Genomic DNA, 25,694 nt, shown 5'->3' with positions numbered 1-25,694 from the left:
ACGCGCGGATGCGAGATTGGCCGGATGGATCAACACGCTGACCTGCTCATTCGGAATGCTCTGCTGGTCGCTACCTGCGACGACGCCGGGCGGGAGATCGCCGGCGGCTGGGTGGCCGTCACCAATGGGCTGGTCAGCGCGGTCGGCGGCCCGGCCGACCCGCCACCTTCGGCTACCAGAACCCTCGACGCCGGCGGCTGTCTGGTCACGCCGGGCCTGATCAACACGCATCACCACATCTATCAGAACCTGACCCGGTCCTACCGGCCGGTCGTCAACGGCACCCTCTTCGAATGGCTCACCGGCCTCTACCCGCTGTGGAGCCGCCTCGACGAGGAAGCCTCCTACCTGTCGGCCTGGGTCGGCCTGGCCGAGCTGGCCCTCGGCGGCTGCACGACCACCACCGACCACCTCTACGTCGCACCCAAGGGCGGCGGCGACCTCTGGTCGGCCGAGATCACCGCGGCCCGCGAGGTGGGCATGCGGTTCCACCCGACCCGGGGCTCGATGAGCGTCTCCCGCAAGGACGGCGGCCTCCCGCCCGACGAGGTGGTGCAGGACGAGGACGAGATCCTGGCCGACTGCGAACGCCTGGTGAAGAAGCACCACGACCCGTCCTGGGGCGCGATGGTCCGGGTGGCGATCGCCCCCTGCTCCCCGTTCAGCGTCAGCCCCGACCTGATGAAACGGGCTGCCGAGCTGGCCGAGCGCCTCGACGTGCGGCTGCACACCCACCTGGCCGAGGACCCGGACGAGGACACCTACTGCATGGAGCGGTTCGGCCGCCGCCCGATCGAGCAGTTCGAGGAGGTGGGCTGGCTCAGCTCGCGCAGCTGGGTGGCGCACTGCATCTACCCGAGCCCGCCCGAGATCGACCGGCTCGGCGCGGCCGGCGTCGGGGTGGCGCACTGCCCGAGCTCGAACATGCTGATCGGCGGCGGCGGGTTCGCGCCGGTCCGCGAGTTCCGGGAGGCCGGGGTGCCGGTCGGGCTGGGCTGCGACGGCTCGGCGTCGACCGACTCGGCGTCGCTGTGGCTGGAGGCCCGGACCGCCCTGCTGCTGGGCCGCCAGCGCCGCGGGCCGACCGGGATGACCGCCCGCGAGGTCCTCGACATGGCCACCCGCGGTGGCGCGGCCTGTCTCGGCCGGCAGGGCGAGCTCGGCGAGCTGACCGTGGGTGCCGTGGGCGACCTGGTGGTCTGGCCGCTGACCGGGATCGCCTTCGCCGGCGCTCTGACCGACCCGGTCGAGGCGTGGCTGCGCTGCGGCCCGTCCGCGGCCCGGCACACTGTGGTGGCCGGATCGATCCTGGTGGAGGACGGTGTCCTGGCCGCCGCCAACCAAGAGGACATCCTGGCCCGGCACGCCCGTGCCGCCGCCCACATCCAGGGTTTGTAGCCGTACCCGCAGGGAAAGGCCACCGCCGTGACGAACCGCTGGCACGCGATGACGGTAGCCCTGGTGGCCGGGTTCATGACCTTGCTCGACGTGAGCATCGTCAACGTCGCGCTGCCGTCGATCCGGGCCGACCTCGGCCTGAGCTCCAGCGAGCTGCAGTGGGTGCTGTCCGGCTACGCGCTCACCTTCGGCCTGCTGCTGGTTCCGGCCGGCCGGTTCGGCGACGCCCGCGGCCGCCGCAACGTCTTCATCGCCGGCCTGGCCGTCTTCACCGTGGCCAGCGCGGCGGCCGGCCTGGCCACCGGCCCGACCTGGCTGGTGATCGCGAGGCTGGTCCAGGGCGCCGCCGCCGGCGTGGTCAACCCGCAGGTGTCCGGCCTGATCCAGCAGCTGTTCGAGCCGAAGGAGCGGGGCCGCCCGTTCGGCCTGCTGGGCGCCACGATCGGCATCTCCACCGCGGTCGGCCCGCTGCTCGGCGGCCTGCTGATCCAGGTCTTCGGCGCGGCCGAGGGCTGGCGCTGGATCTTCTACATCAACGTGCCGATCGGCATCGCCGCGATCATCCTGGGCATGCGCTGGATCCCGGCCCGCCCACCGGAGGAGCGAGAGCGCGAAACCCTGGACCCGGTCGGCGTGGCCCTGCTCGGCACCGGCGTGATCCTGCTGCTCCTGCCACTGGTCCAGGAGCGAGAGTGGCACGGTCCCGCCAAGTGGCTCCTGGTCATCGCCGCTGTTGCGCTTTTCGCGGGATTTGTCCAATGGGAGCGACGCCATCAGGGCACGCCGCTCGTCGATTTGTCGCTTTTCCGGCGAAAGTCCTACGGACTCGGCGCCTTCATCGGCCTGTTCTACTTCGCCGGCTTCACCTCGATCTTCTTCACCTACACGCTGCTGCTGCAGAGCGGCCTGCACTATTCCGCCCTGGAGGCCGGCCTGGCCATCACCCCCTTCGCGCTGGGCTCGGCGGCCGCGTCCGCGATCGGCGGCCGCCTGGTCAACCGCTACGGCCGCCAGCTGGTGGTGACCGGCCTGATCCTGGTAGCGGCCGGCCTGGCCGGCACGGTCCTGGCCCTGCACCTGGTACCCGGCCACGGCGGCGGCTGGGCGGCCGCGTTCCCACTGCTGATCGCGGGCCTGGGCAGCGGCCTGGTGATCAGCCCGAACCAGACCCTCACCCTGGCCGAGGTCCCGGTGAGCGGGGCCGGCAGCGCGGGCGCGGTACTGCAGACCGGCCAGCGCATCGGCACCGCGATCGGCATCGCCGCGGTCGGCTCGGTCTTCTTCAACCGCCTGGCCGCGCACGGCGACTGGGAGGCAGCCTTCCGGATGTCCCTGTGGGTGACCATCGGCTTCGTCCTGGTAGCCCTGATCGCCGCCACGGTAGACGTGCTGACCGCCAACTCCCGGATAAACGCCACGCCCGGCAAAACCGGGTAGCGAGATCGACAGCATCAGCCAGAATGCCCTCACCAACTACGGAAGGTTGACGATGGTAAATGCTCGCCACGCGGCGAACTGGCTTGTCGGCGGAGTAGCGGCGCTGATCGTCGGGGGCTGTTCCGGCAGCGAACCGACCAACCAGGCGGCCGCCCCAACCTCCCCGTCCGCCGCTGCTTTGCCGTCGTCCACCTCGGCCGCAGGAGCAAGCCCGACGGCCAAAGCGATCCCGGACTCGATCCCGGCCATCGCCTTCCTGCAGGTGGTAGACGCCCCCGGCCAGGCCAAGGAGAAACCCAACCGCCTGGGTGCCGGCGATCAGCCCCTACCGGCCTTCTGCAAGAACAGCTACGAACAGAAGGACCAGGTCGGCGTACGCGCGACCCAGCTGCTCCTGTTCGCCAGCGAGGACGCCCCCGAGGGCTCAACCCCGAAGGCCGCCGTCTACGAGGACGTGATCGTCTTCAAGAACGACGGCGCCACCAAGTTCATGACGTCCCTGCGCAAGGCCGTAGAGGGTTGCCCCACCGAGAAGGCCGACTCAGGCGTAACCCTGAAAAACTCCCTGCGCGGCCCGGTAGAGGGCGCCGGCGAAGACTCGGTCCTGATCGAACGCACCCGCCCAGCCACCGACGACGCCGGCGAGCCGGTAGAGGGCCAGGTGCACAGCCTGTTCTGGGCAGCCATCCGGCAGGGCGACACGATCGCTTTCCTGAGCAACACCGGCTGGGAGTCCGGCTCAGCCGAAAAGACCGACACGCAAACCCTGGCCACCCGCGCCGCCTCCCGCATAAAAGCCTGGCGCACCTAGGCCAGCGTCGTCCGCCCACGCTCTTAATCCGATTCGGCCGCGGACCAGTCCCGTGCCACACGGTTCCGCTGAGCGAAACTCGCCCTCCGCGCGCCCCCGCCGGGCGGGCCCGCCCCAACGCCGCCCCAAGCGCCCGGCCCGCCCGGCCGGGGCCCGGTCCGGGTCCTGGTCCCTGGTCCCTGGTCCCCGGTCCCCGGTCCCCGGTCCCCGGTCCCCGGTCCCCGGTCCCCGGTCCCGGCCCTGGGCCTGACCCCGGCTCCGGCCGGCCAGACGCGGGTCCGGCCAGACGCGGGCCGGTCTCAGATCTTGAAGAGGTAGCGCAACGAGCGGGGGGTGAAATCCACAAGATCTGGGGCGCGTTGAAAGCCGGTCGCGGACACATGCGGCATGTCATGTCCTTTTGCTTGGGTGCGGCTCAAGAGGTGGAACTGCTGTCCACAAAGCAGGACCGAGCCCGCAATGCGGGAGCCGGTCCAGGATTCGAGAGCGGTGGACCAGCATGCGGGAGGCCGCGAGCATGGCCGGTGGCTCCGGTGGCTCCGGTGGCTCCGGTGGCTCCGCTGGCGCTGGTCGCGCTGGAGGCATCGGCCGGCCTCGCGCGCAGACCGCCTGGCTCATCGGCCGGAGGTACCGGTGCTGTGGGGTCGTGGGTCGTGGGCAATCGCGCGCCCAGCTGCGCACCCGCGCCTTCGGTGGGTGACGCTAGGCCGGGGCGCTGGTGGTGGTCGGCTCGGGGGACGGGTGGGTCTGGGGTTCACTTCACTGCGCCTCCGGTTATGCCGGCGATTATCTTTCGCTGGGCTACCGCGAAGAGGGCTATCAGCGGGAGGCTCATCAGGATCACGTAGGCGAAGATCAGGTGCCAATTGTTCAGGTAGAGGCCCGCGCTCGCGACCCGGAACAGGTTCAGGGGCAGGGTGTCCAGGCGGCCGCCGACCACGAAGAACGCGTAGAACACGTCGTTCCATACGTACAGGCAGATCAGGATCGTGGCGGTGGCCAGCACCGGGCGCAGCAGCGGCAGCACGATGCGGCGGAAGACCAGCATCGGGCCGGCGCCATCTATCTGGGCGGCCTCCTCCAGCGACTCGGGGATGGTGCGGACGAAACCGGTCACGAAGAAGATCACCGTGGACAGGTAGATGCCGAGGTAGACGCAGATCATTCCGATCGCGGTGCCGGCCAGCCCCAGCTGCCGCAGCAGCAGGACCACCGTCACCACGGCCGGCGGCAGGATGATGCCGCTGATCCCGACCGCGTAGAGCACGGCCATCAACTTGGACGTGCGCCGAGCGAGCACCCAGGCCGCCATCGACCCGAGAATCAGGACCAGCACGACCGTCGGCACCACGATCAGCATGCTGCCGAGGAACGCCGCCGGCACGTCCGCATCGACCCACACCTGCCGCAGGTTGTCGAGCAACTGCCAATGCGAGGGCAGCGAGAAGTTCGGGTCGACGGCCTCGCCCTGCGACTTCCCGGCGGTGACCACGACAAGCCACAGCGGAGCCCCGATCAACCCCACCACCAGGAGTACGGCGACGAAGGGTTGCAGCCGCCGCCAGAGAGGATGGTCGCTCACAGGATCTCCTCCCGCTTCCGGAGCAGGTAGATAACGGGAAACGCGAGCAGCGCCACCAGCAGGAACAGCACCAGACTCATGGTCGTGGCCTGGGCGAACAGGCCCTGCCCGAAGGTCCGGTAGATGAAGATATTGAGGATCTCGGTGGTGCGGGCTGGCCCGCCGCCGGTGGTCGCCTGCACGATGTCGAAGCCGTTCATCGAGCCCAGCAGCGCGGTCGCCACCGTGAATGTCACGGCCGGCGCGAGCAGCGGCGCCCGAATTGTCCAGAAGGTTCGCCAGCGGGACGCGCCGTCGATCCGGGCCGCCTCCATCACGTCCTCCGGCACGGTTTTCAACCCGGCCAGATAGATCAGCATCGACAGTCCCATCCATTTCCAGGCGTGGATCAGCGACACCACCAGCAGCGTCCAGGTGGTGTCGGCGAGCCAGCCGGTCGGCTTGAGCATCGCCTGGAAGATGTAGCCGACCGCGAGCGCCGACATCAGCACCGGCACCAGAAAGAACGTCCGGGCGATCCGATTGACCACGGTGTCCCGTTCGAGCAGAACGGCCAGGCCAAAACCAAAGGCATTTTGAAAGACCGCGACGAGTACGGCGTAGATCAGCGTGATCCGCAATGACCGGAACAGTGTCCCGTCCGACACCAGGGCGGTGAAGTTGTCGAAGCCGACCGGATTGATGGCGCTCTTGAACCCGGACCAGTCGGTGAACGCGTACACGAAGTTGAACAGCGTCGGCAACACGAAGAAGACGACCAGGACGGCGTACGCGGGAAACAGGAACCACATCGGATGCGTACGCCGCCGGATGACCCGCGGGGCCGGCCCGGATGCGCGGGGGACGCGCACCCGGGCCGGTGTTTCGACACTTACCGCCATGGGTCAGAAGCCGCCGGCTCCGGCCGCCTTGGCCAGCTGCGCGAATTGGTCCTGAGTGGCCTTGGCGACCTGTTCCGGAGTCATCGTCCCGGCAATCATGTCGGCCAGGTTGATGTAGAGGTCCGGGTTGGCGACCGCGAGGGCCTGCATCGATCCCACCGAGGTGGGCAGCGACGCGTGCACGTCCTGCAGCGCTTTCGGCACCCCGGCCGGGCTGGCCACCGCGGACTCCAGCGACACGGTGTTCCGATCGGTCACGAAATCCTGGTAGCCCGGTCCCATCCAGTAGGCCAGGAGCTGCCGGGCGGCCGCTTCCCGCTTGGCGTCGCCGGTCTTGAACGCGACGAGCGCGTTCGACTGGTCCGGGATGAACGTGCCCACGTTGCCGGACGGCGCGATCGGGAAGAAGCCGATCTTCTGGTCCAGCGCCGCGGTGTCGGCCTTCGCCTGCAACTGCCCGAAGAACGAATTGACCTGTACGACCATCGCCGCTTTTCCGCCGAGCAACGCCGTACCCTGATCCTCGAATTTGGCGGTTTTGATGTCGGTGTTGAACAGCCCCTCCTTGATCAGCGCCTGGTATTTGGTGATGGCGCCGAGCACGGTCGGGTCGGTGAACTTCTCCTTGCCGGTGTTGATGCGATCCCACAGCCCGCTCTTGGCCGCGTCGGCCAGCTGCACCTGCACCCACCACTGAGTCGCCCAGCGGTCGGCGCCCATCTCGTGGAACGGGGTGACGTTCTTGGCTTTCAGCGCCCGGGCCACGGTGAGCATCTCGTCGAAGTTCTTCGGCGTGGCCGTGATCCCGTTGGCCGCGAAGACCTCCTTGTTGTAATAGACGCCCTCCACCGCCGGGCTGGTGATGAGCGCCGCATAGCGGGTGCCGTCGAGAATGCCGGTGATGTCCTTCAGCGAGGGATCGAGTTTGTCCAGCCAGGGCGCGTCGGTGAGCGGCTGCAGATTGGCTTTCGCATTGAGCGCGGTGAGCATCGACGCGGTCGGCTGCCAGAACGCGATATCCGGCTTGTCGCCGGTCGCGACCTTGGTCTGAATGCCCTGCTCATAGGGGTCGGGAATGGTGACGACCTGAACGGTGGCGCCGGTCGTCTTCTGGAATCCCTCGATAACCTTGGCCGGCACGGTGTTGCTGTTCTGCGCGGCCCAGATGGTGAGTTTCACCCCGTCCAGCTTGGTGTCCGGGGCGGGCCAGGCCGCCGGGGCCGTGTCGCCGGAGGAGGTCCCGGGGTCGCTGCAGCCGGCGAGGGCGAGCAGGGCAAGGAGAGAGGCACCGATTATTCGTTTCATCGTGATCCTTCGGTCGGGGTAATCCGGAAGAGCCGGGCGGCATGCGATGCGCCGCCGGTCGCGGTGAGGGTGAGGGTTCCGGCCGCCGCATCCCAGGAGTGGGTCCAGGCCGGAAGGTGGCGCGGGAAGAGCACGTCGACCGCGATGGGCCGGCCGCGCAGGTGGTCGAGGCGCAGCGTGCTGGTCGCGTCGCCGCCGCGCCGCCACACCGCGAGGTAGGTGTCGGCGCCGGCGGACCGCAACGCCAGGCTCAGCCAGGTGTCGTCCCAGCCGGGCAGGCCGTGCGGCCAGCTCGGCACGGCTCGCGCGAGGTCGTGCCGGATATCTCGGTATGTCTCGACGGCGTCCAGCACGTGCTGGTGTTGCGCCGGGGTCATGCCGTCCAGGCGGCCGGACAGGTAGAGGCGGCCGGCCAGGCCGGTGACCAGGGTGAACGCGGCCTCCTCGGCGGTCATCTCGGGCTGGGGGTAGGCCCAGCTGGCCGCCTGCTCGGGCAGGATCGACAGGGGAGCGGACGCCGCGATCGGCGGGTAGTGCCGCCAGTCCTGCTGGTCGCTCGTCGACTGCAGCTGCAGTCGGGCGAGCAGCGCGTAGTCGGCGCGCATCCCGCCGGAGGCGCAGTTCTCCAGGATCAGGCCGGGATGCCGGTCGAGCACCCGGTCGAGCCAGTCGAGGTGCGCCCGGTTGTGCCCGAGCAGGCCGGCCCCGGGGCTGTCCGCGTCCAGGTCGGTGCCGGTGCCCGGGTCGATGTTGTAGTCGAGCTTGAAATAGCCGACCCCGAGCTGCTCGACCAGCCGGTCGACCACCTCGTCGAGATGCGCGACCGCGGCCGGGTGCCGCAGGTCCAGGTGGTAGCGGCCGTGCTCGACCAGCCGCACCCCGCCGCGCTGCAGGAACGCGGCCGGCGGCAGCTTGTCCTGCATCGGGCTGCGCACCCCGATCACCTCGGGCTCCAGCCACAGCCCGGCCACCAGGCCCCGCTGCCGGATCCGGGCGATGACCTCCTCGAGGCCGCGCGGGAACCGGGTCTGCGACGGCTGCCACTCGCCGACGCTGTCCCACCAGGCGGCGTCGTTGTCGTACCAGCCGGCGTCCACGCAGAACACCTCGGCCCCGGCGTCGGCGGCGGCGTCGATGAGCGGCAGCAGCTTGGCCGTGGTGGGGTCGCCCATCAGCGTGTTCATGTAGTCGTTGAACACCACCGGCAGCGCGTCCCGGTCGGGGTGCGGCCGCCGCAGGGCCCGGCGGTGCGCGGTCATCGCCGCGACCGCCTGGTCGAACCCGTCGGGGGAGTAGGCGACCGACACCGGCACGGTGGTGAACGACTCGCCCGGTTCGAGCCGCTGCTGCCACTGGTGGTCGAGGTCGGTCGGCCCGAGCAGCGCCAGGTAGGCGCCGCCGAGCCGCTCACCGACCTCCCACCGCCAGGGCCCGTTGTGCTCGATCTGCCACAGCCACGCCCCGCCGCCCGCCCGGTCGGCAAGCGCCCCGCTCGGCTGGTGGGTGCCGGTCGACCAGGTGCCGGTGCCGACCCGCGCGACCCGCCCCCGCCCGTCCTGCCCGTGCATCGGCAGGTTGAGGTCGGGGACGAGCCCATCGCGCAGCGCCCGCCGTGTCCAGCGCCCTTCACCGAGCCACTCACCGTCGCCCGACACCAGGTCGAGCCCGTCGACCGGGGGTAACCCGAGCGCGAGCGACGTCACGCTCAGCAGGAGGATCGGCTCGGCGCCGTCGTTGGTCACCGTGGTCCGGACCTGCCAGGCCGTGGTGTCACCGGTCGTGCGGACGGTGGTGCGGCTGCGCAGCCCGCTGGCCTCGTCACGCTGGTCGATGTGCTGCTCGTGCCAGCTGCCGTCGCTGGATTCCGAGCGGCCGAGCAGCCGCATGCCGTGGCCGATCGCCGTGCGCACGCTGCGCTGCGAGACGTGGGCCCGGCCGAAGCCGGCCGCCAGCACCTCGACGATCGGCTGGCCCGCGATCGCGGCCGGGCCGCCGGACGGCAGGTCGATGTCCAACCTCACTGGTGCTCCTGTCAGCCGACTGGTGCGGCGATCTGGATCCGGTCGATGTTCGGCGCGAAGCCGGTCGACGCGTTGCCGAAAGTGATCGTGTTGGCGCCGGCGGCCAGGTCGACGTCGACGACCGTGGTCCAGTAGTTGGACCAGCCGAGCGTGTTGCGGAAGAACACCTTCTTGGCCGTGCCGTCGTTCACGCTGATCTCGGCGTACCGGTCGACGATGTTGCTGTTGTAGTTGGTTGCCCCGGAGCCGAGCTCGCCGTTGGCGTAGCCGACGACCATGCGATAGCGCCCGGCGGTGGCCGCGGCCACGCCGTTGAAGCGCAGCGTGTTGGCGCTGCCGGCGCCGATCCAGCCGACATATTTGCCGCCGGTGGCCGCGGTGTCGCTGACCACCACGGCGGTGCCGGCGAGGGTGTTCGTCGCGCTTTCCGCCTCGTACGCGGTGACCGTCCCGCTCGTCGCGGCGACCTCCAGGTAGTCGAGGTTCACCGCGTCGCGGTCGTCGGTCGCGTAGGCGTTGTACTCGACGCGGCTGATCCCGGCCGGCAGGAAGACCTTCGTGGTGGCCGTCTTCCAGGTGTTCCAGTCGGCCGTGCCGGGCAGGGTGGGCGTCGCCAGGTCGGTGCCGTTGAGCTTGATCCGCAGCGACCGGTCGGTCGGCGCACCGGTGTAGGGACCGGCCGAGTAACGCAGGCTCAGGTTGTAGTAACCGTCCGACGGGACGGAGACGACAAACTTCGTGGAGGCGGTACTGCTGGCCCCGTACCCCTCGGTGAAGTAGGTCCCGGCGTAGCCGGTGTTGGTCCCGTAGGTGACCTTGGCCGTGCCGCCCAGGGCGGCATATTCGGCCTCGTAGCGGTTCGCCACCGCGGCCGAGGCGTCGGTGTTCGGGGTGACGATGATCTGGTACGCGGACGCGCCCTTGAGGCCGGTCAGCGGCACCGTGACCTGCCCGCCGGCGGCGGTGAAGTCGCCCTCCTTGACCAGGTAGGGAGCGGCCGACGCGTTGAGGCCGGTGTTGTCGATGCCCCAGACCGTCGCGTGCACGGTCGTGCCCAGGTAGGACGGCAGGCCCTTGACCAGGACGTTGGTGTCGTAGGTGCCGGACGACGGGTTGTTGCCGCCGAAGATCACCCGAGCCTGCTTCTTGGTCGCGTCGAGCGCCGCCAGGCCCTGCAGCGAACCGCCGGCCGACGGGGGAGTGACCGCGACCGTGTTGCCGGTCAGCTCGCCGTACCACTTGTAGAGCCACCAGCCGCCGGTCGCCTGGTTGTTGTGGGTGACCAGGTCGTTGAGGCCGCCCGCGGTGGTCCAGTAGGCGAGGCAGCCGTCCACCTTGCTGGCCTCGAACTTCGCCACGAACTGCACCAGGTTGCCGGGCACGCCGAGGTCGCCGGAGGACCGCCCGTACTCGTTGATGGTGATCGGCCGGGCGCTCACGCCCAGGCTGGTTTCGATGGCCCGGTAGTCGTTGTAGTGGTCCTGCCAGTTCGAATAGAAGTCGTTGCCCAGCTCGTGCCAGGTCATCACGTCGGGCAGGACGCCGTTGGCCTTCGCGTAGGTGAGGAACGTGCGCAGGTCGGCCGAGCGGTAGGAGGCGAAGTTGGGCCCGGCGATCCGCGCCGTGGAGTCGATCGATCGGATCTTCTGGAACACCGTTTTCCAGTCCGCGAGCAGGCCATTCAGGTTGCCCGAGTACCAGATGCCGTCGGGCTCGTTGAACGGCACGTACACGTACGAGCTGCGGTACGGGTCGGCGATCACCTTGCGGGTGATCGTGTCGACCTTGGCCAGGTAGTCGGCGATGCCGAGGTTCTCGTACGGCCACTGCTGGTAGACGTCCTGCAGGTAGATCTGGATGTCGCGGCCGCCGGCCCGCTTGAACATCGGCGCGATCTTCAGCGCGTCGCCGTTCGGGTGCTGCAGCCCGTCTGGTGCCTTCTGCGCGGTGACCTGCGGCTTGAGCGCGGCCAGCATGGTCTCGTTGGGAATGCCCTCGTCGCCGAGCCCGTAGAGGAAGCCGGTGGCGCCGTAGCGCAGCGCGCCGGTGCTCGTGGCCAGGTCGACGACCAGCTGCGAGGCGGCCGCCTGAGCCGGGGCGGCGGCGAGCGCACCCACCAGAGTCGCCGTGGCGATAACGGCCAACTGTCTCTTCACCATGGACCTCCATCTATGTGACCGGTCACATCCGTGGGCATGAGTGTGACCGGTCACACCAGTGTTGGAGAAGGCCTCGTTACGGTTTTGTTACGGAGGTGTTTTTTGTTAGGGAGGTGGTGCGGTCGACTCGCGCAGGATCAGCCGGGGTGCCTCGAGCGGTGCCTCCGGCGCGTCGGCCAGCGCGGCCACGCACGCCCGGCCCAGCGCCACGAAGTCCATCCGCACCGTGGTGAGCGCCGGCGTCCAGTAGGCGGCCCCCGGCACGTCGTCAAACCCGACGATGCTCACGGCCCCGGGAACGTCCCGGCCTTCCTCGAACAAAGCCCGGCGTACGGCTAAAGCGGTGTCGTCGTTGCCGCAGAGGATCGCGGTCACGTCGGTCTGCCGGGCCAGCCGCTGCCCGGCCAGATAGGCCGACCGCGAATCCCAGCCGGCCGCCACCACCTCGGGAATCGGGGCTCGTGCCTCGGCGAGCGCGTCCCGCCAGCCGGCCTGCCGCGCGGCCGCCGGCGCCTCGGACGGAATCGCCACGTGATGCACGGTGCGGTGCCCGAGCCCGAGCAGATGCCGGGTCGCGTCGGCAGCGGCCTGCCGCTCATCCAGGAAAATCATCCGGCGGGTGCTGCCCGGCAGCCCACCGGCCTCGGTGGCGGCCACCACCGGCACGTCCTCGGGCAGCAGCCGCAGCACGCCGGCCCCGGCCGGATCGAACGCGACCACCACCACGCTGCCCGCGGTGGGGTCACTGACGTACTCGACCGCGTGCTTGACGTCGGCCGCCGAGTCGGACTCCACCACCCGCACCCCGACGGCCAGGCCCAGTTGCCGCCCGGCCTCCTCGACGCCTTGCAGCAGGCTGGCGTAGCCGTACAGCGTGGTGTTGGCGGTGACCACGGTGATAGCGCGGGCCCGCCCGAGCCCGAGCGCCCGCGCCGCCCGGTTCGGCCGATAGTGCAGCCGCTCCATCACCTCGACAACAAGTTGCCGAGTCTCCGGCCGCACGTTGGGCGAGTCATTGATCACCCGCGACACGGTCTGATAAGAGACCCCGGCCGCCGCGGCGACATCCCGAATCCGCGGTGCCGTCATGTCCACAGCGTAGTCATGGCACCCGGACGCGACCCTCCGAAGGAACTAATCCCGCCTCTCGTCGGGCGCGGCCGAGTGCCCGAACGGCCGGTGCGCCCATCGATGACTGACAGTTACTATTCCGCCAACGCTATGTGGGGGATGCGGCGGATTCCAGTGATACGACAGCGTTTGCGGGTAATTCTGCGCCCGGCGCGCGGCTCGGCCGTCGTCGTGACCGTGATGGGCGCCCTGACCACCGTCTACTTCGCCCCGCTCGGCGACTGGATGGCCGACCACCCACTGCCGTTCCAGGGCTGGATGAAGACCAACCCGGCGGTGGCCGCCGGTCTGGTGGTACTGCTGGCGATCCTGCTCTTCCTGCTGACCCGGCCGATCGCGCCGGCCCGGGAACTGCCCGGCAGCGAGCCGCGGCGGTGGCGCAACACCGAACCGTCGCTGCGGGAACTGCGCCGTCAGATGCGCGAGGTGTGGATCGACCGGGTGCTTGCCCGGTCGCTGGAGAACCTCGTCCCGGTCGAACTCAACTTCACCGGGCGGGGCAGCGCCCTGCACCACCCGCTGCATCTGATCGAGGATCTGGACGACATCACCCTCCCGCGCGGCATCCACCTCAGCCACGTGTTCGCGGAGAGCCGCACGGCCGGGCGGCTGGTGATCCTGGGCGCGCCCGGCTCCGGCAAGAGCACCGAGATGCTGCACCTGGCCGAGCACCTGCTCGACCGGTCGGACCGCCGGGCGGGCGACCCGGTCCCGGTGATCCTGCCGCTGTCGGCCGGCCGGTGGGCACTGGAACCCGGCGCGCTCGACACCAGCAAGCTCAGGGGAGGTGATCTGGCCGCCTCGGAGAAGGCGTCCGCCGACGCGATGCTCGACGCCGTCGACTGGATGGCCCGGGAGATCTCCCGGCGCTACCTGGTGCCCAAACGGGACGCCTACGAATGGCTGATCGCCGCGCGGCCGCCGGTGGTGGTGCTGCTCGACGGCCTCGACGAGATCCAGGACGACCGGGCCCGGCTGCGCTGTGTGCGCACCATCGCGCACCTGCGGGCCGCGTTCTCGTTCGGCATGGTCGTGACCTGCCGCTCCGAGGACTACGACGAGCTGGGCTACAAACTGAACTTCGGCGCGGCCGTGGAGATCCAGCCCCTCGCCTACGAAACGGTCGACGCCTATCTGACCGCGGCCGGTCCCGAGCTGGAACCGCTGCGCCTGGTATGCGTCCACGACCCGCAGCTGGCCGAGCTGTTCAGCAACACGCTGCACCTGGCCATCGCCGTGCTGACCTACCGCGGCCGGGTGCCCGACCGGGGGCTGCTCGAGGGCACCGGCTCCGAACGGCTCGAACACCTCTGGTCGCAGTACGTGGACCTGATGCTGAACCGCCGGCGGGACCCGACCGGTTCCAGCACCGGCAACCCGCGCTTCCCGCCCGACCGCACCTACCACTGGCTGACCCGGATGGCCGCCGGAATGCGCCGGGCCGGGCGGATGGAGTTCCGGCTCGAGCACATCGATGCCAAATGGCTGCCCGAGGTGCACGCCTTCGCCCTGCGTACCGTGCTGGGTGTCCTCTGGCTGGCCGCCACCGTCGCCGGCCTGGTCTACCTCACCGCCGGGGTGGCCCACCGGCACAGCGGCGGCCTGGCCGCGCTGTTCGTGGTGGTGATCATCCTGGCTCTCGGCTTCTACCTGGCCGCCCGATGGGGATATGGCGAATTGGCCGTCGGCTGGGACTTCGCGCCGGAGAACATCCTGACCGGACTCGGGTACGGCACGGTCGGCGGCATCGTGCTCGGCATCTTCATCGGTCTCGGCGCCGGACCGGTCGGCCTGCTGGCCGGTCTGATACCCGGTGTGCTGCTCGGCCTGATCGGCGGCATCGCGGCCTCGGCCGTGCCCCGGCTCGTGGTGCGCCGCGAGGACGAGAACCGCTCCGCCGCCCGGCGCACGCTGCGCACCCAACTGATCGTGCTCGCCGGCATGGCCTCGATCCCGGTGCTCACCTACCTGGTCACCGGACTGTTCGTATCCTCGGAGTGGGCCCAGCGGGCGTCAATTCTCGCGATCGCCCCCGCCATCGGCGCAACCTGGGGCGCGGCGTCGGCCAACCTGCAGCCGTGGCTGGTCCACCGGGCCGCGTCCCTCTGGGCACTGGCCTTCGGCCTGCTCCCACGCCGCCTCGGGGCCTTCATGGTGCACGCCGACGAGCGCATCGTGATGCGCCGGGCGGCCGGCGGTTACGAGTTCCTGCACCTGACGCTGCGCGACCACCTGGCCGCGGTGGACGCGCGCACCCAGGGCCCGGCCGACCCGCAGGAGCGGACGGTCCCCGCCCGTCGCCGCCGACTGGCCTAGGCAAGATACTTTCGCGATCGGTGCAACCTGCGGCAGTCCCGCGCGCCTCTGACTCTCGACGAAGAGCTCTCGACGAAGGGGCACTGCCTAGTGGATGCCGAAGACGACGACAGTTTTCGGGAGTTCGTCCGGGTTCGGTTCGAGCCGCTGCGTGTGCTGGCCTATCTGACCTGTGGGGACTGGCAGGCCGCCGAGGATGCCGTGGCCGGTGCGCTGGCGCGGCTCTACCTGCGCTGGAACAAGGTGTCCGCGCCGGACGCCTACGTCCGCACGATGGTGGTGCGGGCGGCGATCGGGGAGAAACGGCGGCCGTGGCGGCGGGAGAGTTCGGCCGGGGATGCGCTGCCCGACCGGCCTGGGCCCGACCTGTCCGGGGATGTCGACGAGAAGTTGCGGTTGCAGGCCGCGTTGCGCAAGGTGCCGCCCCGGCAACGGGCCGTCCTGGTGCTGAGGTTCCTCGAGGGCCTCAGCGTCGACGAGACGGCCGAGATCCTGGGCTGCCGCGCCGGAACCGTCAAGAGTCAATGCTCGCGCGGGCTGGACACGCTGCGCACGGTGCTGGCGGCCGAAGACATCCTCATGCACACCGAAGGGAACGACAATGGTCTATCACGTCCGCGACGTGCTGGATTCGGCCCGGCCAACGCCACCGCCGGCGCGCATCAGCACCGATGACATCATCGCCCGGGCCCGGCGGATGCGGCGGCAGCGGCGGGCGGCAGCGGCCGGTGCGGCGGCGGTCGTGGCCATCGCCGCGGTCGGGGCCGGAGTGAGCCTGCGGCCGACCGAGACGGTCCCGGCCGCCTCGTTCACACCGGAAAAAGATGCCTTCAGCACCGTGTTCGGCGAGTACCGGGTCGGCGCCGACCGGATCGGGCCGGTCACCCAGGTCACCTCCGGCTACCAGGAGCTGCCGGTCTACCGCGACGGCGACACCTGGGAGGACGACCAGGGCCGCAAGTATCCGCTGACCGACGGCGCGGTCACCTTCTACCAGCCCGGCATCTTCGACCCGGGCACGCTGGGCTCCGAGGAATCCGGCGTCACCTTCGGGCCGGCCTTCGCGGTCACCGTCGGCGGCAAGGAGGGCGTCGGGCGGATGATGACCACCGTGCCGGACGGCTCGGTGCGTGTGGCGCTGGCCTGGCGGTACGCGCCGGACGCCTGGGCCGCCTACGTGCCGCGGCCGGCCGACCGCTCGTCGTCGGTCGACGAGGCGATCCGGATCGCCGAGGCGATCAAGCCGGGCCGCAGTCACCAGATCCGGGTGCCGTACCGGATGACGTTCGTGCCGGCCGGCTGGCAGACGGTGTCGGCCGAGGAGAACACCACGAAGTACAGCAACATCGTCTCCGAGACCTTCCTGTACGCCGGGCCGCTGCCGACCTCCCAGCTGGCCAAGCCGGTCGACATCCGGCTCAACGGCGTGGAGATCCTGGTCATGCGGGGCAAGCCGAAGAACGGCGAGATCCGCGGCAAGGACGGGCTGCACTGCTACCCGGCCACCGCCTCCTGCACGATCGTGGCGGGTGACTACTTCATCGACGTGGAGGGCCGGTTCAGCGGCCTGCCGGCCGAGACCGTGCGGCAGATCGCCGACGGCCTCAAGCCGGTCGATTTCACCGACCACGACGAATGGCTCCCGGTCGGCGGATGACCGAACGGGCGGTGGCACGAACCGTGCCACCGCCCCCGGTCGGTCTACTTACAGCCGATCCAGTCCTTGTAACCGTCGGGCACGGTGCCGGTCGCGACCTTGTCGGCGAGCTCCCAGAACGCCTCGGCCCAGTCGCCCTCGTCCACCAGAGCCTTGAGGGCCTTCCAGTTGTGGCTGCTGCTCAGCGCGTCGGTGGCCTTCTTCATGGCGGCCTGGTCACCGGCCGTCTTGGCCCGCAGGAACTCCTCGATCCAGCCGCAGCCCACGGCCGAGGTGACCCCGGCGGTGAACTGGTACGGGTCGTTGACGCCGAGGCCGGCCAGCTTGGCCTTGTCGAACTTCGGCGGCAGCGGGATGTCCGCGAGGACCTTGTCGGCGGCCTCGTCGGCCTTGCCCGGCGTGACGATCTCCGGCGGGAGGGCCGCCAGCCAGGTGGGCACGTCGGCCCGCACGATGGTGGCCACGACCTCGTCGAACCGGGCCCGCGTCCAATTGCCCCCCGTGCGCAACTCGACGAACGTGCTGTCCTTGGGCTTCAGCTGAATCGCCCAGTCGCTGTCGCTGTACTTGAACCGGAAGCCCGGCAGCCCGGCGACGGTTGCCGCCTCCGGCTTGCTGACCTTCAGCCGGCTCTCGTAGTAACCCGGGTAGGTGTTGGCCGGGTACCAGTTGAACTCCAGCTGCAGGGCGCCCTTGGTGAAGGCGATCGTGCCGGTGTCCTCGGTGAAACCGTAGACGGTGGTGGCCTTCCAGCCGGCCTCCTCGATGAGCAGGCGCGGGTTCTGTTCCGCGGCCCGGAGCACCAGCTGCGAGTATGTCCCCGCGGCCTTCGCGGTGGATGGCGACGAGGTCACCGGCAGCGCCTGCTGCCGGTCGGGGCCGCCGGGGTGGTTGCGCAGGGCCACGGAGACACCGAGCGCGGTGATGAGAACCGCGGCCGCGGCCACGGCCGTGACGAGCCGGCGCCGGAGACTGCGGGTGGCGATAGGTTCGGACATGATCTCCTCGATCAGGGTCTGCCCGGCCCCGTCGAGTTGCCCGATGACCTCGGGCCGGTAAGGGTCGGCGTCGCGGACCATCCGGTCCAGTTGTTCGTCGGTCATCTGCCCTCCTTCGGGACGGGTGTTGCCAGGACGTCGAATACATGTCCGGGCGGCCCGGGATCGTCACCGACGAATTCCCGGAGCCGCGCCCGGGCCCGGGACAGCCGGGTGCGCACCACCGCCGGGCTCACCTCCAGCACCGCCGCCGCCTCGCGCGGTTCGAGACCCTCCCAGGCGGTGAGCATCAGCACCTCACGGTCCAGGTCGCCGAGGCGGGCCAGGGCGGCCCGCACGGTCAGCCGATCGGACACCTCGGAGCTCGGGTCGGGGGTCACCGCCGCGGACAGGCGCTGACGGAGGCGTACCCCTAATCGCTCCCGGCGCACCCCACCACGAAGATGGTTGGAAAGCACCCGCCGGGCCACCCCGTAGAGCCAGAGGCGCGCCTCGGCGCCGTCGGGAATTTCCCGATGGCGCCGCCAGGCGACGAGGAAGGTCTCCGCCACCACGTCGGCCGCGTCGGCCGGTTGATCGACCCGTCGCAGGGCGTACGCCAGGAGCTGTTCGAAGTTGCCGGCATAGATCCGCCGGAATCGGTCCTCGTGTGCGGTCGCGGAGGTCACGTCCCGTCCATGTCCGGCAGAGTGGATGTCGTGACAGGTTAATTCGCGCGGGCCAGCTTTCCGGCCGCCGTGAGGGCAATGGTGTGCATGCCGCGCAACCCGGCGTCCTCGACGCCGACGGCCATCAGGATGGCGGTAACTTCGCCTTTGGCGAAGACGATCAGGCGGGTCCGGATCGGCGGTTCGGTCCCGGTTTCCAGGAGTACGGCGGAAGCACGCTCGCCGACCTCCGGCGCACCCGTGCGCTTCACCGTGAGCGAGAGGTCCCCGAGCTGCACGACCGGGCACCGCCGGGGTGCGGCGGCCACCTCGGCGACCAGGGCGCGGGCCTTGGCCGGGCCGGCCGCGATCAGGATCTCGTAGAGCAGCGGCCCGCCCTTGGTCCCGAAGAACGCGGTGTGCGCGGTGATGCCCGGCCGGGTGACGACGCTGCCGACGGCGATCGGATCGACGCAGATGCTGGGGTCGGGTTCGCCCGGCCGGACCAGGTCGGACCACTCGTCGGCCGACTCGTAGCCGGGCGGCAGGTCCTCGACGGTGAGCAGGGCGGAGTGCAGCCACTTCAGCGGGTCGGGAGGCGCGGCCGCCGCCGGGTTGGCGGCACCGATAACCATTACGGCAATAATTGTCGCTTTTACGCCATTTCGGAACATAAAGCCAGATTAAACGGAGTCTGGGTGGTATATGTCGGGTTCGAGGTAGATCACCTTGGCCGAGGGGACCGCCGTGCGCACCCGCGCCTCGGCGTCGTCGATGGTGGCGGCGATCTCCCGGCCCTCGTCGTGCGCGCCGACCGCGATCTTCGCGGCCAGCAGCAGTTCGTCCGGGCCCAGGTGCATCGTGCGCAGGTGGATCACCCGGTCCACGCCGGGCGAGGCGAGCAGCGCCTTCTCGATCGCGGCCACCTGCTCCGGAACCGCGGACTCGCCGATGATCAGGCTCTTGGTCTCGGTGGCCAGCAGCACGGCCACGAAGATCAGCAGCAGGCCGATGCAGAGGGTGGCGATGCCGTCGTAGACGCCGTTGCCGGTCAGCACGCTCAGCACGACCCCGACCAGGGCGAACAGCAGGCCGAACAGGGCGCCGCTGTCCTCCAGCAGGATCACCGGCAACTCCGGGTTGCGGGTGCGGCGGATGAAGGCCAGCCAGTCCCGCTTGCCCCGGGTGCGGTTCGCCTCGCCGACCGCGGTGCGCAACGCATAGCCCTCCAGCGCCGCGGCGAACACCAGCACGATCACCGCGACCAGCGGGGATTCCAGCGGATGCGGGTCCTTGATCTTGTGGTAGCCCTCGTAGACGGCGTACAGGCCACCGAGGCTGAACAGGATGATCGCGACCAGGAACGCGTAGACGTACCGTTCCCGGGCGTACCCGAACGGGTGCAGGACCGAGGCCGGGCGCTTGGCCCGGCGGCCGCCGATCAGCAGGAGCACCTGGTTGGCCGAGTCGGCCACCGAGTGCACACCCTCGGCCAGCATCGACGCCGAACCGGTGATCGCCGCCGCGACGAACTTGGCCACCCCGATCGCCAGGTTCGCGGTCAGCGCCGTCAGCACGGCCCTGGTACTGCCCTCGCTTGACATCGACACCCTTCCCGCGTGATCAACAACCAGTCTCGCAGCCCCTAGGCTGTCCGCATGGCTGTCACGGAGATTGACCGGGAGCATCTCGAGCGCGCGGTGGCGCTCGCCTGGGAGGCGCGCAACCGCGGCGATCATCCGTTCGGGGCGCTGCTGGTCACCGCCGACGGCCGGGTGCTGGAGGCCCGCAACAGCGTGGTCACCCAGGCCGATCCGACCGGGCACGCGGAGACCAATCTCGTACGCCTGGCCGGTGCTCTTGATCGGGAAACCCTGACCGGCAGCGTGCTGTACACCAGCACCGAGCCGTGCGCGATGTGCGCCGGGGCGATCTACTGGTCCGGGATCGGCCGGATGGTGTTCGCGCTCTCCGAGGCCGACCTGGCCGGGATGGTCGAGGAAGAGGAGGGCGTGCCGCCGCTGCGGCTGCCCAGCCGGGAGGTCTTCGCCCGGGGCGGCCGGGAGATCGCCGTCGACGGCCCGGTCCCGCTGGCCGGCGCCACCGAGGTGCACGCGGGCTTCTGGGATCAGTAGGACTCCTCGCCGTAACTGCGCAGCCGGGCCTCGACCGCGCCCGGGTCGTACACCTCCTCGGCCACCCGCAGGAACAGCTCGTTCGGGTTGGGCAGGGCGCTGACCCGCCGGATCGGGCTGAAGAACCGGGCCCGCTCGAAGACGAAATCGGCGTAGTTGAACAGCCGCCCCGGCAGGGACTGCACGTAGCGCAGCTCGGTGGCGTGCGGCAGCGGAACGGTCGAGACCCGCCGGCGCAGCACGCCCTCGACCAGCAGCACCCGGGTGCCGGTGAGCACGAACCGGCTGAACCAGTGTGCGATCAGCGCCCGCAGGCTGAGCAGGCCACCCAGCACGGCCACCCCGGCCCGGGCGGCCGTCCGGTAGTCGTCCGCGACGTATCGCCGGACCAGGATCTCGCCGGCCACCGCGAGGCCGAGCGCCAGGACGTATCGGTTGAAGATCCACACCCAGTGTCGCCGCCACTCGCCGCGATAGCGCTCGGTCGGGAAGAGGTAGCGGGCGACCAGCAGGCTCGGCTCGTCCTCCAGCGGCAGCACCCGGCGGGGTGGAAGGTACTCCGACTCGGTGGCGGACAGCGCGTTCAGTTCCTCGTCGGTGAACGCCGGGCCGTCCGGCCCGGGGTAGTCCGGCCAGGGCGGCGGAGGATCGTCGAAGCGCGGCAGCAGCGGATCGACGAGCTCTTCCGGCTGCTTCACGAACTCGTCCCAGCGCACCCGCACCCGGCGGAGGTCGTCGACGTCGACGTGTACCGGCAGCGCGTCGCCCGGTTCCGGCCAGGACCGCACCGGCGCCCGCCGGTCCCGGACCGCGACCTCGCTGGTGGCCAGGCCCGGCGCCGCCAGGATCACGGTCAGCTCGCAGCGCCCGACCACGCCGGTCGGCGGGGGTGGCGACACGGTGAGCACCTCGGCCGTGCCCCGGATCCACGCCCGCTGCCGGTGCAGGCGCGACCACCAGAACGTGCGCAGCGCCAGACCGGTAACGGCGATCACGAACGCGGCGATGCCCAGCACGACGAAGGTCCGGCTGCCGGCCGCGAACCCGTACAGTCCGAGATAGACACCCGCCGTGACGAGCACGGAAATGGCAGTGAACCGGGCCAACCCCACTTGATCACGCACCGTGGACCTCCCGGTCCACAGCGTAGTTTGATGGTGGGGTGGATGTCGCCGCCGAAGTCGCCCGGGAGTTCGGGCTCGGGTCCGTTCTCGACTTCCGGCGGGCCACCGCCGGGATCATGAACCTGAACTGGTCGCTGGTCACCGAGGCCGGCACGTTCGCGGTCAAGCTGATCCAGGACGCGACACCCGATCAAATTCGGTCGGTGCAGCGGGTTCTGCCGCGGATGGCGGAGCTCGGCATTCGCGTTCCGCTCGCCCGGGTGACCCGCGACGGCGAGATGCTGCTGCGCCTCGGCGACGACTGGTACACGGTCTTCGACTGGCTGCCCGGCCACCATCCCGTCGACGGCGAGCTCGATCCGGAGGCGTTCGGGGATCTCGTCGGGCGGATGCATCTCGCGCTGGCGCAGGCCTGCCCGCCGGCCCCGGCCCGGATCCTCGACACGCCGGCGCCGATCCCGGAGGCGCTGGCCGGCGAACGTCCGCCGACCGCGGGCGAGGTCGGGCCGGCCGGGTGGACGCACGGCGATCTGCAGCCATTCAACCTGCTGGTCGAGGACGGCCGGGTGATCAGCGTGCTGGACTGGGACCGGCTCGGGGTGCGGACCTACGGGCTCGAGGTCGTGCGGACGGCGACGATCACCTTCGGCACCGATCTGGACCGGATCGCTGCGTTTGCGCGCGGGTACCGCGTACATGTATCGGTCTCGGACTTTGATCTTGAAGATGCCGCCCACCGCAGGTGGTGGTCCCTGGCCACCGAGGTCTGGCCGCCCGGCCGGCATGCCGAGGTCGCCGCCCGGCGCCGGCGCTATCTGCGATGGTGGACCGACCACCGCGCCGAGGTCACCGAGGCATTGATCCGCCGGTAGGGTGCCGGCATGGAACGCACCGCGCTGGTCACCGGCGCATCGTCGGGCATCGGGAAGGCGACGGCGGCACTGCTGACCGCGCGCGGCTATCGCGTTTTCGGCACCAGCCGCACGCCCGGCGATTCCGGCCTGCTCCAGCTCGATCTCGCCGACGAGGCTTCGGTGGAGGCCCTGCGCGAACGGCTGGCGACGATCGACATCCTGGTCAACAACGCGGGCGAGAGTCAGTCCGGGCCGTTCGAGGAGCTGCCGCCGGACGCGCTGCGGCGGTTGTTCCAGGTCAACGTGCTCGGGCCGGTGCGGCTCGCCCAGCTGGCGCTGCCCGGGATGCGCGAGCGCGGTTACGGCCGGGTGGTGATGGTCGGGTCGATGCTGGCGTCGTTCCCGCTCGCCTACCGATCGTCCTATGTGGCCACCAAGGCCGCGCTGAAGGGCTTCAGCAACGGCGCCCGGCACGAATTCTCGCCGTTCGGCGTCGGCTTGACCACCGTCGAACCCGGCTCGATCAACACCGGCATCAGCGAACGCCGCACCAAATACATCGCCGCCGATTCGCCGCACCGGCGCGAGTTCGAGACGATGCTGGCCGCCCTCGACCGCAACGAGAAGGCCGGCATCTCCGCCGAGAAGGTCGCCGAGGTGATCGTCAAGGCCATCGAGGCCAAAAATCCGAGGCAGCGGTACGCCGTGGGCAGTAACGCGCCGTTCGTGTTCGCCCTGCGCCGGGTGGTGCCGGCGGCGGTCGCCGAGAAGCTCACCCACCGCCGGCACAACCTTAAGCGCTAGCTGCGGGCCCGTTGGATCAGTACCACGCAGGCCAGCACCACCACGGCCGCGCCGATCGTGGCCGGGGTGACCGACTCGCCGAGCAGCAGTGCCGACCAGATCAGGGTGAGGATCGGCTGGGCCAGCTGGATCTGCCCGACCTTGGCGATGCCGCCCCGGGCCAGGCCCGCGTACCAGGCGAAGAACCCCAGGAACATCGAGATCACGGTGAGGTAGCCGAAGGCGGCCCAGGCTTCGCCGGACGCCTGCGGCGGGCGGATCCAGGCGGCGGCCACGGTGATCGGCAGGGTGGCGGGCAGCGAGAGGATCAAAGCCCAGCAGATCGTACGGGCACCGCCCAGTTCCCGGGCCAACGCGCCACCCTCGGCGTACCCCAGCCCGCACAGCACCACCGCGACCAGCAGATAGAGGTCGTTGACATCGAGTTTCCCGTGCACCGCGCCGGTGGTGATCAGGAAGGTCAGGACGACCGCCAGTCCCGCCGCCCCGGCGACCCAGAACACCGGCGGTGGCCGTTCCCCCGCTCGCACCACCGCGAAGATCGCCGTCATCGCCGGCAGCACGGTGACCACGACCGCGCCGTGCGCCGCGGTTTCCCCGGTCAGCGCGAGCGACGTGAACAGCGGAAACCCGACGACGACCCCGAGCGCGACGGTCAGCAGCCTTCTTGCCTGGCGCGGAGTAGGCCGGGGTGCGCCGGTGCCACGAAGGTAGATCCAGGCCAGCACGGCCGCCCCCACCGCCCGCCCGAAGGCGACGAACCAGGGATCGAGCTGCTGAACGGCGACCCGGGTCATCGGCAGCGACATGCTGAACGCGAGCACGCCCAGCGCGCCGAGGGCGAGACCGCCCGTTACTGCCGGGGGCGCGATAGCGTTACTCTTGCTTCTCATGAATGACGGTATCGCAGCCGCTCGCGTTATCCAAGATCTACGGCGGCTGGCCGGCGGCCTGGCGCCCGGCACCCGACTGCCCTCGGTGCGCGAGCTGACCGCCCGGCATCAGGCGTCCCCGGTCACGGTGGCCGCGGCCCTGCAGGTCTTGGCTGCGCAGGGCGTGATCGAGACCCGGCCGGGCCGGGGCACGTTCGTGGCTGCGCTGTCTTCTCGGCCGGTCGCCACGCCCGACCTGTCCTGGCAGACAGTGGCCCTGGGTGCCGCGCCGGCTGGCGACGCCGACATGGCAGCGTTACTGGCGTTACCGCCGGTTGGTGCGATCCCGCTCTCCGGCGGTTACCTGGACGCCGACCTGCAGCCGGCCGCCGCGCTGGGTGCCGCGCTGGCCCGGGCGGCCCGGCAGCCGGCCACCTGGCAGCGGGGCCCGGTCGAGGGCCGCGAGGACCTGCGAGCCTGGTTCGCCCAGCAGTCCGGCACCGGCTTGCACGCCGGCGACATGGTCATCTGCCCCGGCGGCCAGGCCGCGCTGTCGTCGGCGCTGCGCGCACTGACCACCCCCGGCGACACCCTGTTGGTCGAGTCACCCACCTACCTGGGCGCGCTGGCCGCCGGCCGGGCCGCCGGTTTGCGCGTCGTGCCGGTTCCCGCGGATGCCGACGGAGTGTTGCCCGACCAGCTGGCGGCTGCGTTCGCCCGCACCCGGGCCCGGCTCTTCTACTGCCAGCCGCTGCACGCCAACCCGTCCGGCGCCACCTTGGCGACGAACCGCCGCGAGGCGGTGGCCGAGGCGGTGCGCGAGGCCGGCGCCTTCCTGATCGAGGACGATTACGCCCGAGACCTGACCATCGACGGCGACCCCCCGCCGCCCTTGGCCGCCGACGATCCCGACGGCCACGTCATCTACCTGCGCTCCCTGACCAAGTCGGCCGCCCCCGGCCTGCGCATAGCGGCAATCGGTGCCCGAGGCCCAGCCGGAGCCCGCTTGCGAGCAGCCCGCCTGCTGGACGACTTCTTCGTGGCCGGCCCACTGCAGCAGGCAACGGTGGAGTTCGTGACGGCGCCGGCGTGGCCCCGCCACCTGCGCCACCTACGCACCGCGCTACGCACCCGCCGAGAGGCCTTGCTGTCAGCCCTGACCCGCCACCTGCCGGAACTGTTGCCGCCGTCGATCCCACGGGGCGGCCTGCACCTATGGCCCCGTCTTCCAGACGGCACCGACGACGTAGCGGTGGCCGCAGCGGCAGCGGCCCAAGGCGTGATCGTCTTCCCCGGCCGCCCATGGTTCCCCGCCGAGCCACCGTCCCCCCACCTGCGCCTGACTTACGCCGCGTCCCCACCAGACCAGATGGACGAGGCCATCCACCGCCTGTCCCAAGCGTTCCCCAGATAGCGACGAGCGAAAGCCAGGCAACCCCAACCGAACCGCGCGCCCTCGCGCGCGTTCGCGAGTCCCGGGAGCGAGTCCCGGGAGCGAGTCCCGGGAGCGAGTCCCGGGAGCGAGTCCCGGGAGCGAGTCCCGGGAGCGAGTCCCGGGAGCG

General features: G+C 70.5%; 22 protein-coding genes. 10 read left to right on the top strand and 12 right to left on the bottom strand.

Annotation, left to right across the window (positions count from 1 at the left end):
- The first annotated feature begins 24 nt into the window (after positions 1-24).
- From Ate02nite_RS41280 to Ate02nite_RS41270, 3 genes are read left to right on the top strand one after another with little or no spacing between them, the layout of a single operon-like run.
- A complete protein-coding gene (locus Ate02nite_RS41280; protein ID WP_239148095.1) occupies positions 25-1,398 on the top strand; it encodes an 8-oxoguanine deaminase in 1,374 nt (457 codons plus the stop codon).
- Between the two features lie 27 nt (positions 1,399-1,425).
- Positions 1,426-2,835 (top strand): MFS transporter, encoded by a 1,410-nt coding sequence (locus tag Ate02nite_RS41275; RefSeq protein ID WP_307873301.1) that lies wholly within the window; start codon positions 1,426-1,428, stop codon positions 2,833-2,835.
- 52 nt (positions 2,836-2,887) lie between these two features.
- Positions 2,888-3,646, top strand: a complete 759-nt coding sequence (locus Ate02nite_RS41270; RefSeq protein ID WP_203813391.1) for a hypothetical protein — start codon at positions 2,888-2,890, stop codon at positions 3,644-3,646.
- A gap of 754 nt (positions 3,647-4,400) precedes the next feature.
- On the opposite strand, the gene Ate02nite_RS41265 is transcribed toward Ate02nite_RS41270, so the two are convergent.
- From Ate02nite_RS41265 to Ate02nite_RS41240, 6 genes are all read right to left on the bottom strand, one after another.
- On the bottom strand, positions 4,401-5,228 hold the full coding sequence (locus Ate02nite_RS41265; RefSeq protein ID WP_203813390.1) for a carbohydrate ABC transporter permease: 828 nt from the start codon (positions 5,226-5,228) through the stop codon (positions 4,401-4,403).
- The gene (locus Ate02nite_RS41260; protein WP_203813389.1) at positions 5,225-6,109 is read right to left on the bottom strand and encodes a carbohydrate ABC transporter permease; all 885 of its coding nucleotides are present in this window, start codon (positions 6,107-6,109) and stop codon (positions 5,225-5,227) included. The genes Ate02nite_RS41265 and Ate02nite_RS41260 overlap by 4 nt, the downstream gene beginning before the upstream one ends.
- Before the next feature lie 3 nt (positions 6,110-6,112).
- A complete protein-coding gene (locus Ate02nite_RS41255; protein WP_203813388.1) occupies positions 6,113-7,414 on the bottom strand; it encodes an ABC transporter substrate-binding protein in 1,302 nt (433 codons plus the stop codon).
- Complete coding sequence (locus Ate02nite_RS41250) at positions 7,411-9,435, bottom strand: glycoside hydrolase family 36 protein (RefSeq protein WP_239148094.1); 2,025 nt, start codon at positions 9,433-9,435, stop codon at positions 7,411-7,413. Before Ate02nite_RS41250 ends, Ate02nite_RS41255 begins: the two co-directional genes overlap by 4 nt.
- 11 nt (positions 9,436-9,446) lie before the next feature.
- Positions 9,447-11,594, bottom strand: coding sequence for a carbohydrate-binding protein (locus Ate02nite_RS41245; RefSeq protein ID WP_203813387.1), 2,148 nt, complete (start codon positions 11,592-11,594; stop codon positions 9,447-9,449).
- Between the two features lie 105 nt (positions 11,595-11,699).
- Positions 11,700-12,683 (bottom strand): LacI family DNA-binding transcriptional regulator, encoded by a 984-nt coding sequence (locus tag Ate02nite_RS41240; RefSeq protein ID WP_203813386.1) that lies wholly within the window; start codon positions 12,681-12,683, stop codon positions 11,700-11,702.
- 171 nt (positions 12,684-12,854) lie between these two features.
- Between Ate02nite_RS41240 and Ate02nite_RS41235 the strand changes: the two genes are divergently transcribed.
- The 3 genes from Ate02nite_RS41235 (at position 12,855) to Ate02nite_RS41225 (ending at position 16,698) form a co-directional block, all read left to right on the top strand.
- Positions 12,855-15,041: an NACHT domain-containing protein gene (locus Ate02nite_RS41235; RefSeq protein WP_203813385.1), complete on the top strand. Its 2,187-nt coding sequence runs from the start codon at positions 12,855-12,857 to the stop codon at positions 15,039-15,041.
- 90 nt (positions 15,042-15,131) lie between these two features.
- Complete coding sequence (locus Ate02nite_RS41230; RefSeq protein WP_203813384.1) at positions 15,132-15,716, top strand: SigE family RNA polymerase sigma factor; 585 nt, start codon at positions 15,132-15,134, stop codon at positions 15,714-15,716.
- The gene (locus tag Ate02nite_RS41225) at positions 15,643-16,698 is read left to right on the top strand and encodes a hypothetical protein (RefSeq protein ID WP_203813383.1); all 1,056 of its coding nucleotides are present in this window, start codon (positions 15,643-15,645) and stop codon (positions 16,696-16,698) included. The genes Ate02nite_RS41230 and Ate02nite_RS41225 overlap by 74 nt, the downstream gene beginning before the upstream one ends.
- A 44-nt stretch (positions 16,699-16,742) precedes the next feature.
- On the opposite strand, the gene Ate02nite_RS41220 is transcribed toward Ate02nite_RS41225, so the two are convergent.
- From Ate02nite_RS41220 to Ate02nite_RS41205, 4 genes are read right to left on the bottom strand one after another with little or no spacing between them, the layout of a single operon-like run.
- Positions 16,743-17,801: a hypothetical protein gene (locus Ate02nite_RS41220; protein WP_203813382.1), complete on the bottom strand. Its 1,059-nt coding sequence runs from the start codon at positions 17,799-17,801 to the stop codon at positions 16,743-16,745.
- A complete protein-coding gene (locus tag Ate02nite_RS41215; RefSeq protein WP_203813381.1) occupies positions 17,798-18,364 on the bottom strand; it encodes an RNA polymerase sigma factor in 567 nt (188 codons plus the stop codon). The genes Ate02nite_RS41220 and Ate02nite_RS41215 overlap by 4 nt, the downstream gene beginning before the upstream one ends.
- A gap of 38 nt (positions 18,365-18,402) precedes the next feature.
- Positions 18,403-18,978, bottom strand: coding sequence for a hypothetical protein (locus tag Ate02nite_RS41210; protein ID WP_203813380.1), 576 nt, complete (start codon positions 18,976-18,978; stop codon positions 18,403-18,405).
- Between the two features lie 48 nt (positions 18,979-19,026).
- The gene (locus tag Ate02nite_RS41205) at positions 19,027-19,947 is read right to left on the bottom strand and encodes a cation diffusion facilitator family transporter (RefSeq protein WP_203813379.1); all 921 of its coding nucleotides are present in this window, start codon (positions 19,945-19,947) and stop codon (positions 19,027-19,029) included.
- A gap of 54 nt (positions 19,948-20,001) precedes the next feature.
- Here Ate02nite_RS41205 and Ate02nite_RS41200 point away from each other — a divergent pair, with 54 nt between their 5' ends.
- Positions 20,002-20,478: a nucleoside deaminase gene (locus Ate02nite_RS41200; protein ID WP_203813378.1), complete on the top strand. Its 477-nt coding sequence runs from the start codon at positions 20,002-20,004 to the stop codon at positions 20,476-20,478.
- On the opposite strand, the gene Ate02nite_RS41195 is transcribed toward Ate02nite_RS41200, so the two are convergent.
- Positions 20,472-21,602 (bottom strand): PH domain-containing protein, encoded by a 1,131-nt coding sequence (locus Ate02nite_RS41195; protein WP_203813377.1) that lies wholly within the window; start codon positions 21,600-21,602, stop codon positions 20,472-20,474. The genes Ate02nite_RS41200 and Ate02nite_RS41195 overlap by 7 nt on opposite strands.
- A gap of 38 nt (positions 21,603-21,640) precedes the next feature.
- On the opposite strand from Ate02nite_RS41195, the gene Ate02nite_RS41190 reads away from it, so the two are divergent.
- The gene (locus Ate02nite_RS41190; protein ID WP_203813376.1) at positions 21,641-22,474 is read left to right on the top strand and encodes a phosphotransferase enzyme family protein; all 834 of its coding nucleotides are present in this window, start codon (positions 21,641-21,643) and stop codon (positions 22,472-22,474) included.
- Positions 22,475-22,483: 9 nt separating this feature from the next.
- Positions 22,484-23,260, top strand: a complete 777-nt coding sequence (locus Ate02nite_RS41185) for an SDR family oxidoreductase (protein ID WP_203813375.1) — start codon at positions 22,484-22,486, stop codon at positions 23,258-23,260.
- Here Ate02nite_RS41185 and Ate02nite_RS41180 read toward each other — a convergent pair.
- A complete protein-coding gene (locus tag Ate02nite_RS41180; protein WP_203813374.1) occupies positions 23,257-24,153 on the bottom strand; it encodes a DMT family transporter in 897 nt (298 codons plus the stop codon). The two genes, Ate02nite_RS41185 and Ate02nite_RS41180, sit on opposite strands and share 4 nt — an antisense overlap.
- Between Ate02nite_RS41180 and Ate02nite_RS41175 the strand changes: the two genes are divergently transcribed.
- Positions 24,152-25,546 (top strand): aminotransferase-like domain-containing protein, encoded by a 1,395-nt coding sequence (locus Ate02nite_RS41175; RefSeq protein ID WP_203813373.1) that lies wholly within the window; start codon positions 24,152-24,154, stop codon positions 25,544-25,546. The genes Ate02nite_RS41180 and Ate02nite_RS41175 overlap by 2 nt on opposite strands.
- The last annotated feature ends 148 nt before the right edge of the window (positions 25,547-25,694 follow it).

The sequence above is a fragment of the Paractinoplanes tereljensis genome, assembly GCF_016862435.1.
Lineage (GTDB): Bacteria > Actinomycetota > Actinomycetes > Mycobacteriales > Micromonosporaceae > Actinoplanes > Actinoplanes tereljensis.
This window is presented reverse-complemented; position numbering and strand designations above follow the sequence as displayed.

What these genes read in the sequence shown, in the direction of transcription:
- Ate02nite_RS41175 (WP_203813373.1), top strand. Translation starts at nt 24,152, where the DNA reads ATGAATGACGGTATCGCAGCCGCTCGCGTTATCCAAGATCTACGGCGG.
- Ate02nite_RS41205 (WP_203813379.1), bottom strand. Translation starts at nt 19,947, where the DNA reads ATGTCAAGCGAGGGCAGTACCAGGGCCGTGCTGACGGCGCTGACCGCG.
- Ate02nite_RS41270 (WP_203813391.1), top strand. Translation starts at nt 2,888, where the DNA reads ATGGTAAATGCTCGCCACGCGGCGAACTGGCTTGTCGGCGGAGTAGCG.
- Ate02nite_RS41245 (WP_203813387.1), bottom strand. Translation starts at nt 11,594, where the DNA reads ATGGTGAAGAGACAGTTGGCCGTTATCGCCACGGCGACTCTGGTGGGT.
- Ate02nite_RS41185 (WP_203813375.1), top strand. Translation starts at nt 22,484, where the DNA reads ATGGAACGCACCGCGCTGGTCACCGGCGCATCGTCGGGCATCGGGAAG.
- Ate02nite_RS41280 (WP_239148095.1), top strand. Translation starts at nt 25, where the DNA reads ATGGATCAACACGCTGACCTGCTCATTCGGAATGCTCTGCTGGTCGCT.
- Ate02nite_RS41180 (WP_203813374.1), bottom strand. Translation starts at nt 24,153, where the DNA reads ATGAGAAGCAAGAGTAACGCTATCGCGCCCCCGGCAGTAACGGGCGGT.
- Ate02nite_RS41260 (WP_203813389.1), bottom strand. Translation starts at nt 6,109, where the DNA reads ATGGCGGTAAGTGTCGAAACACCGGCCCGGGTGCGCGTCCCCCGCGCA.
- Ate02nite_RS41220 (WP_203813382.1), bottom strand. Translation starts at nt 17,801, where the DNA reads ATGACCGACGAACAACTGGACCGGATGGTCCGCGACGCCGACCCTTAC.
- Ate02nite_RS41210 (WP_203813380.1), bottom strand. Translation starts at nt 18,978, where the DNA reads ATGGTTATCGGTGCCGCCAACCCGGCGGCGGCCGCGCCTCCCGACCCG.
- Ate02nite_RS41240 (WP_203813386.1), bottom strand. Translation starts at nt 12,683, where the DNA reads ATGACGGCACCGCGGATTCGGGATGTCGCCGCGGCGGCCGGGGTCTCT.
- Ate02nite_RS41200 (WP_203813378.1), top strand. Translation starts at nt 20,002, where the DNA reads ATGGCTGTCACGGAGATTGACCGGGAGCATCTCGAGCGCGCGGTGGCG.
- Ate02nite_RS41255 (WP_203813388.1), bottom strand. Translation starts at nt 7,414, where the DNA reads ATGAAACGAATAATCGGTGCCTCTCTCCTTGCCCTGCTCGCCCTCGCC.
- Ate02nite_RS41225 (WP_203813383.1), top strand. Translation starts at nt 15,643, where the DNA reads ATGGTCTATCACGTCCGCGACGTGCTGGATTCGGCCCGGCCAACGCCA.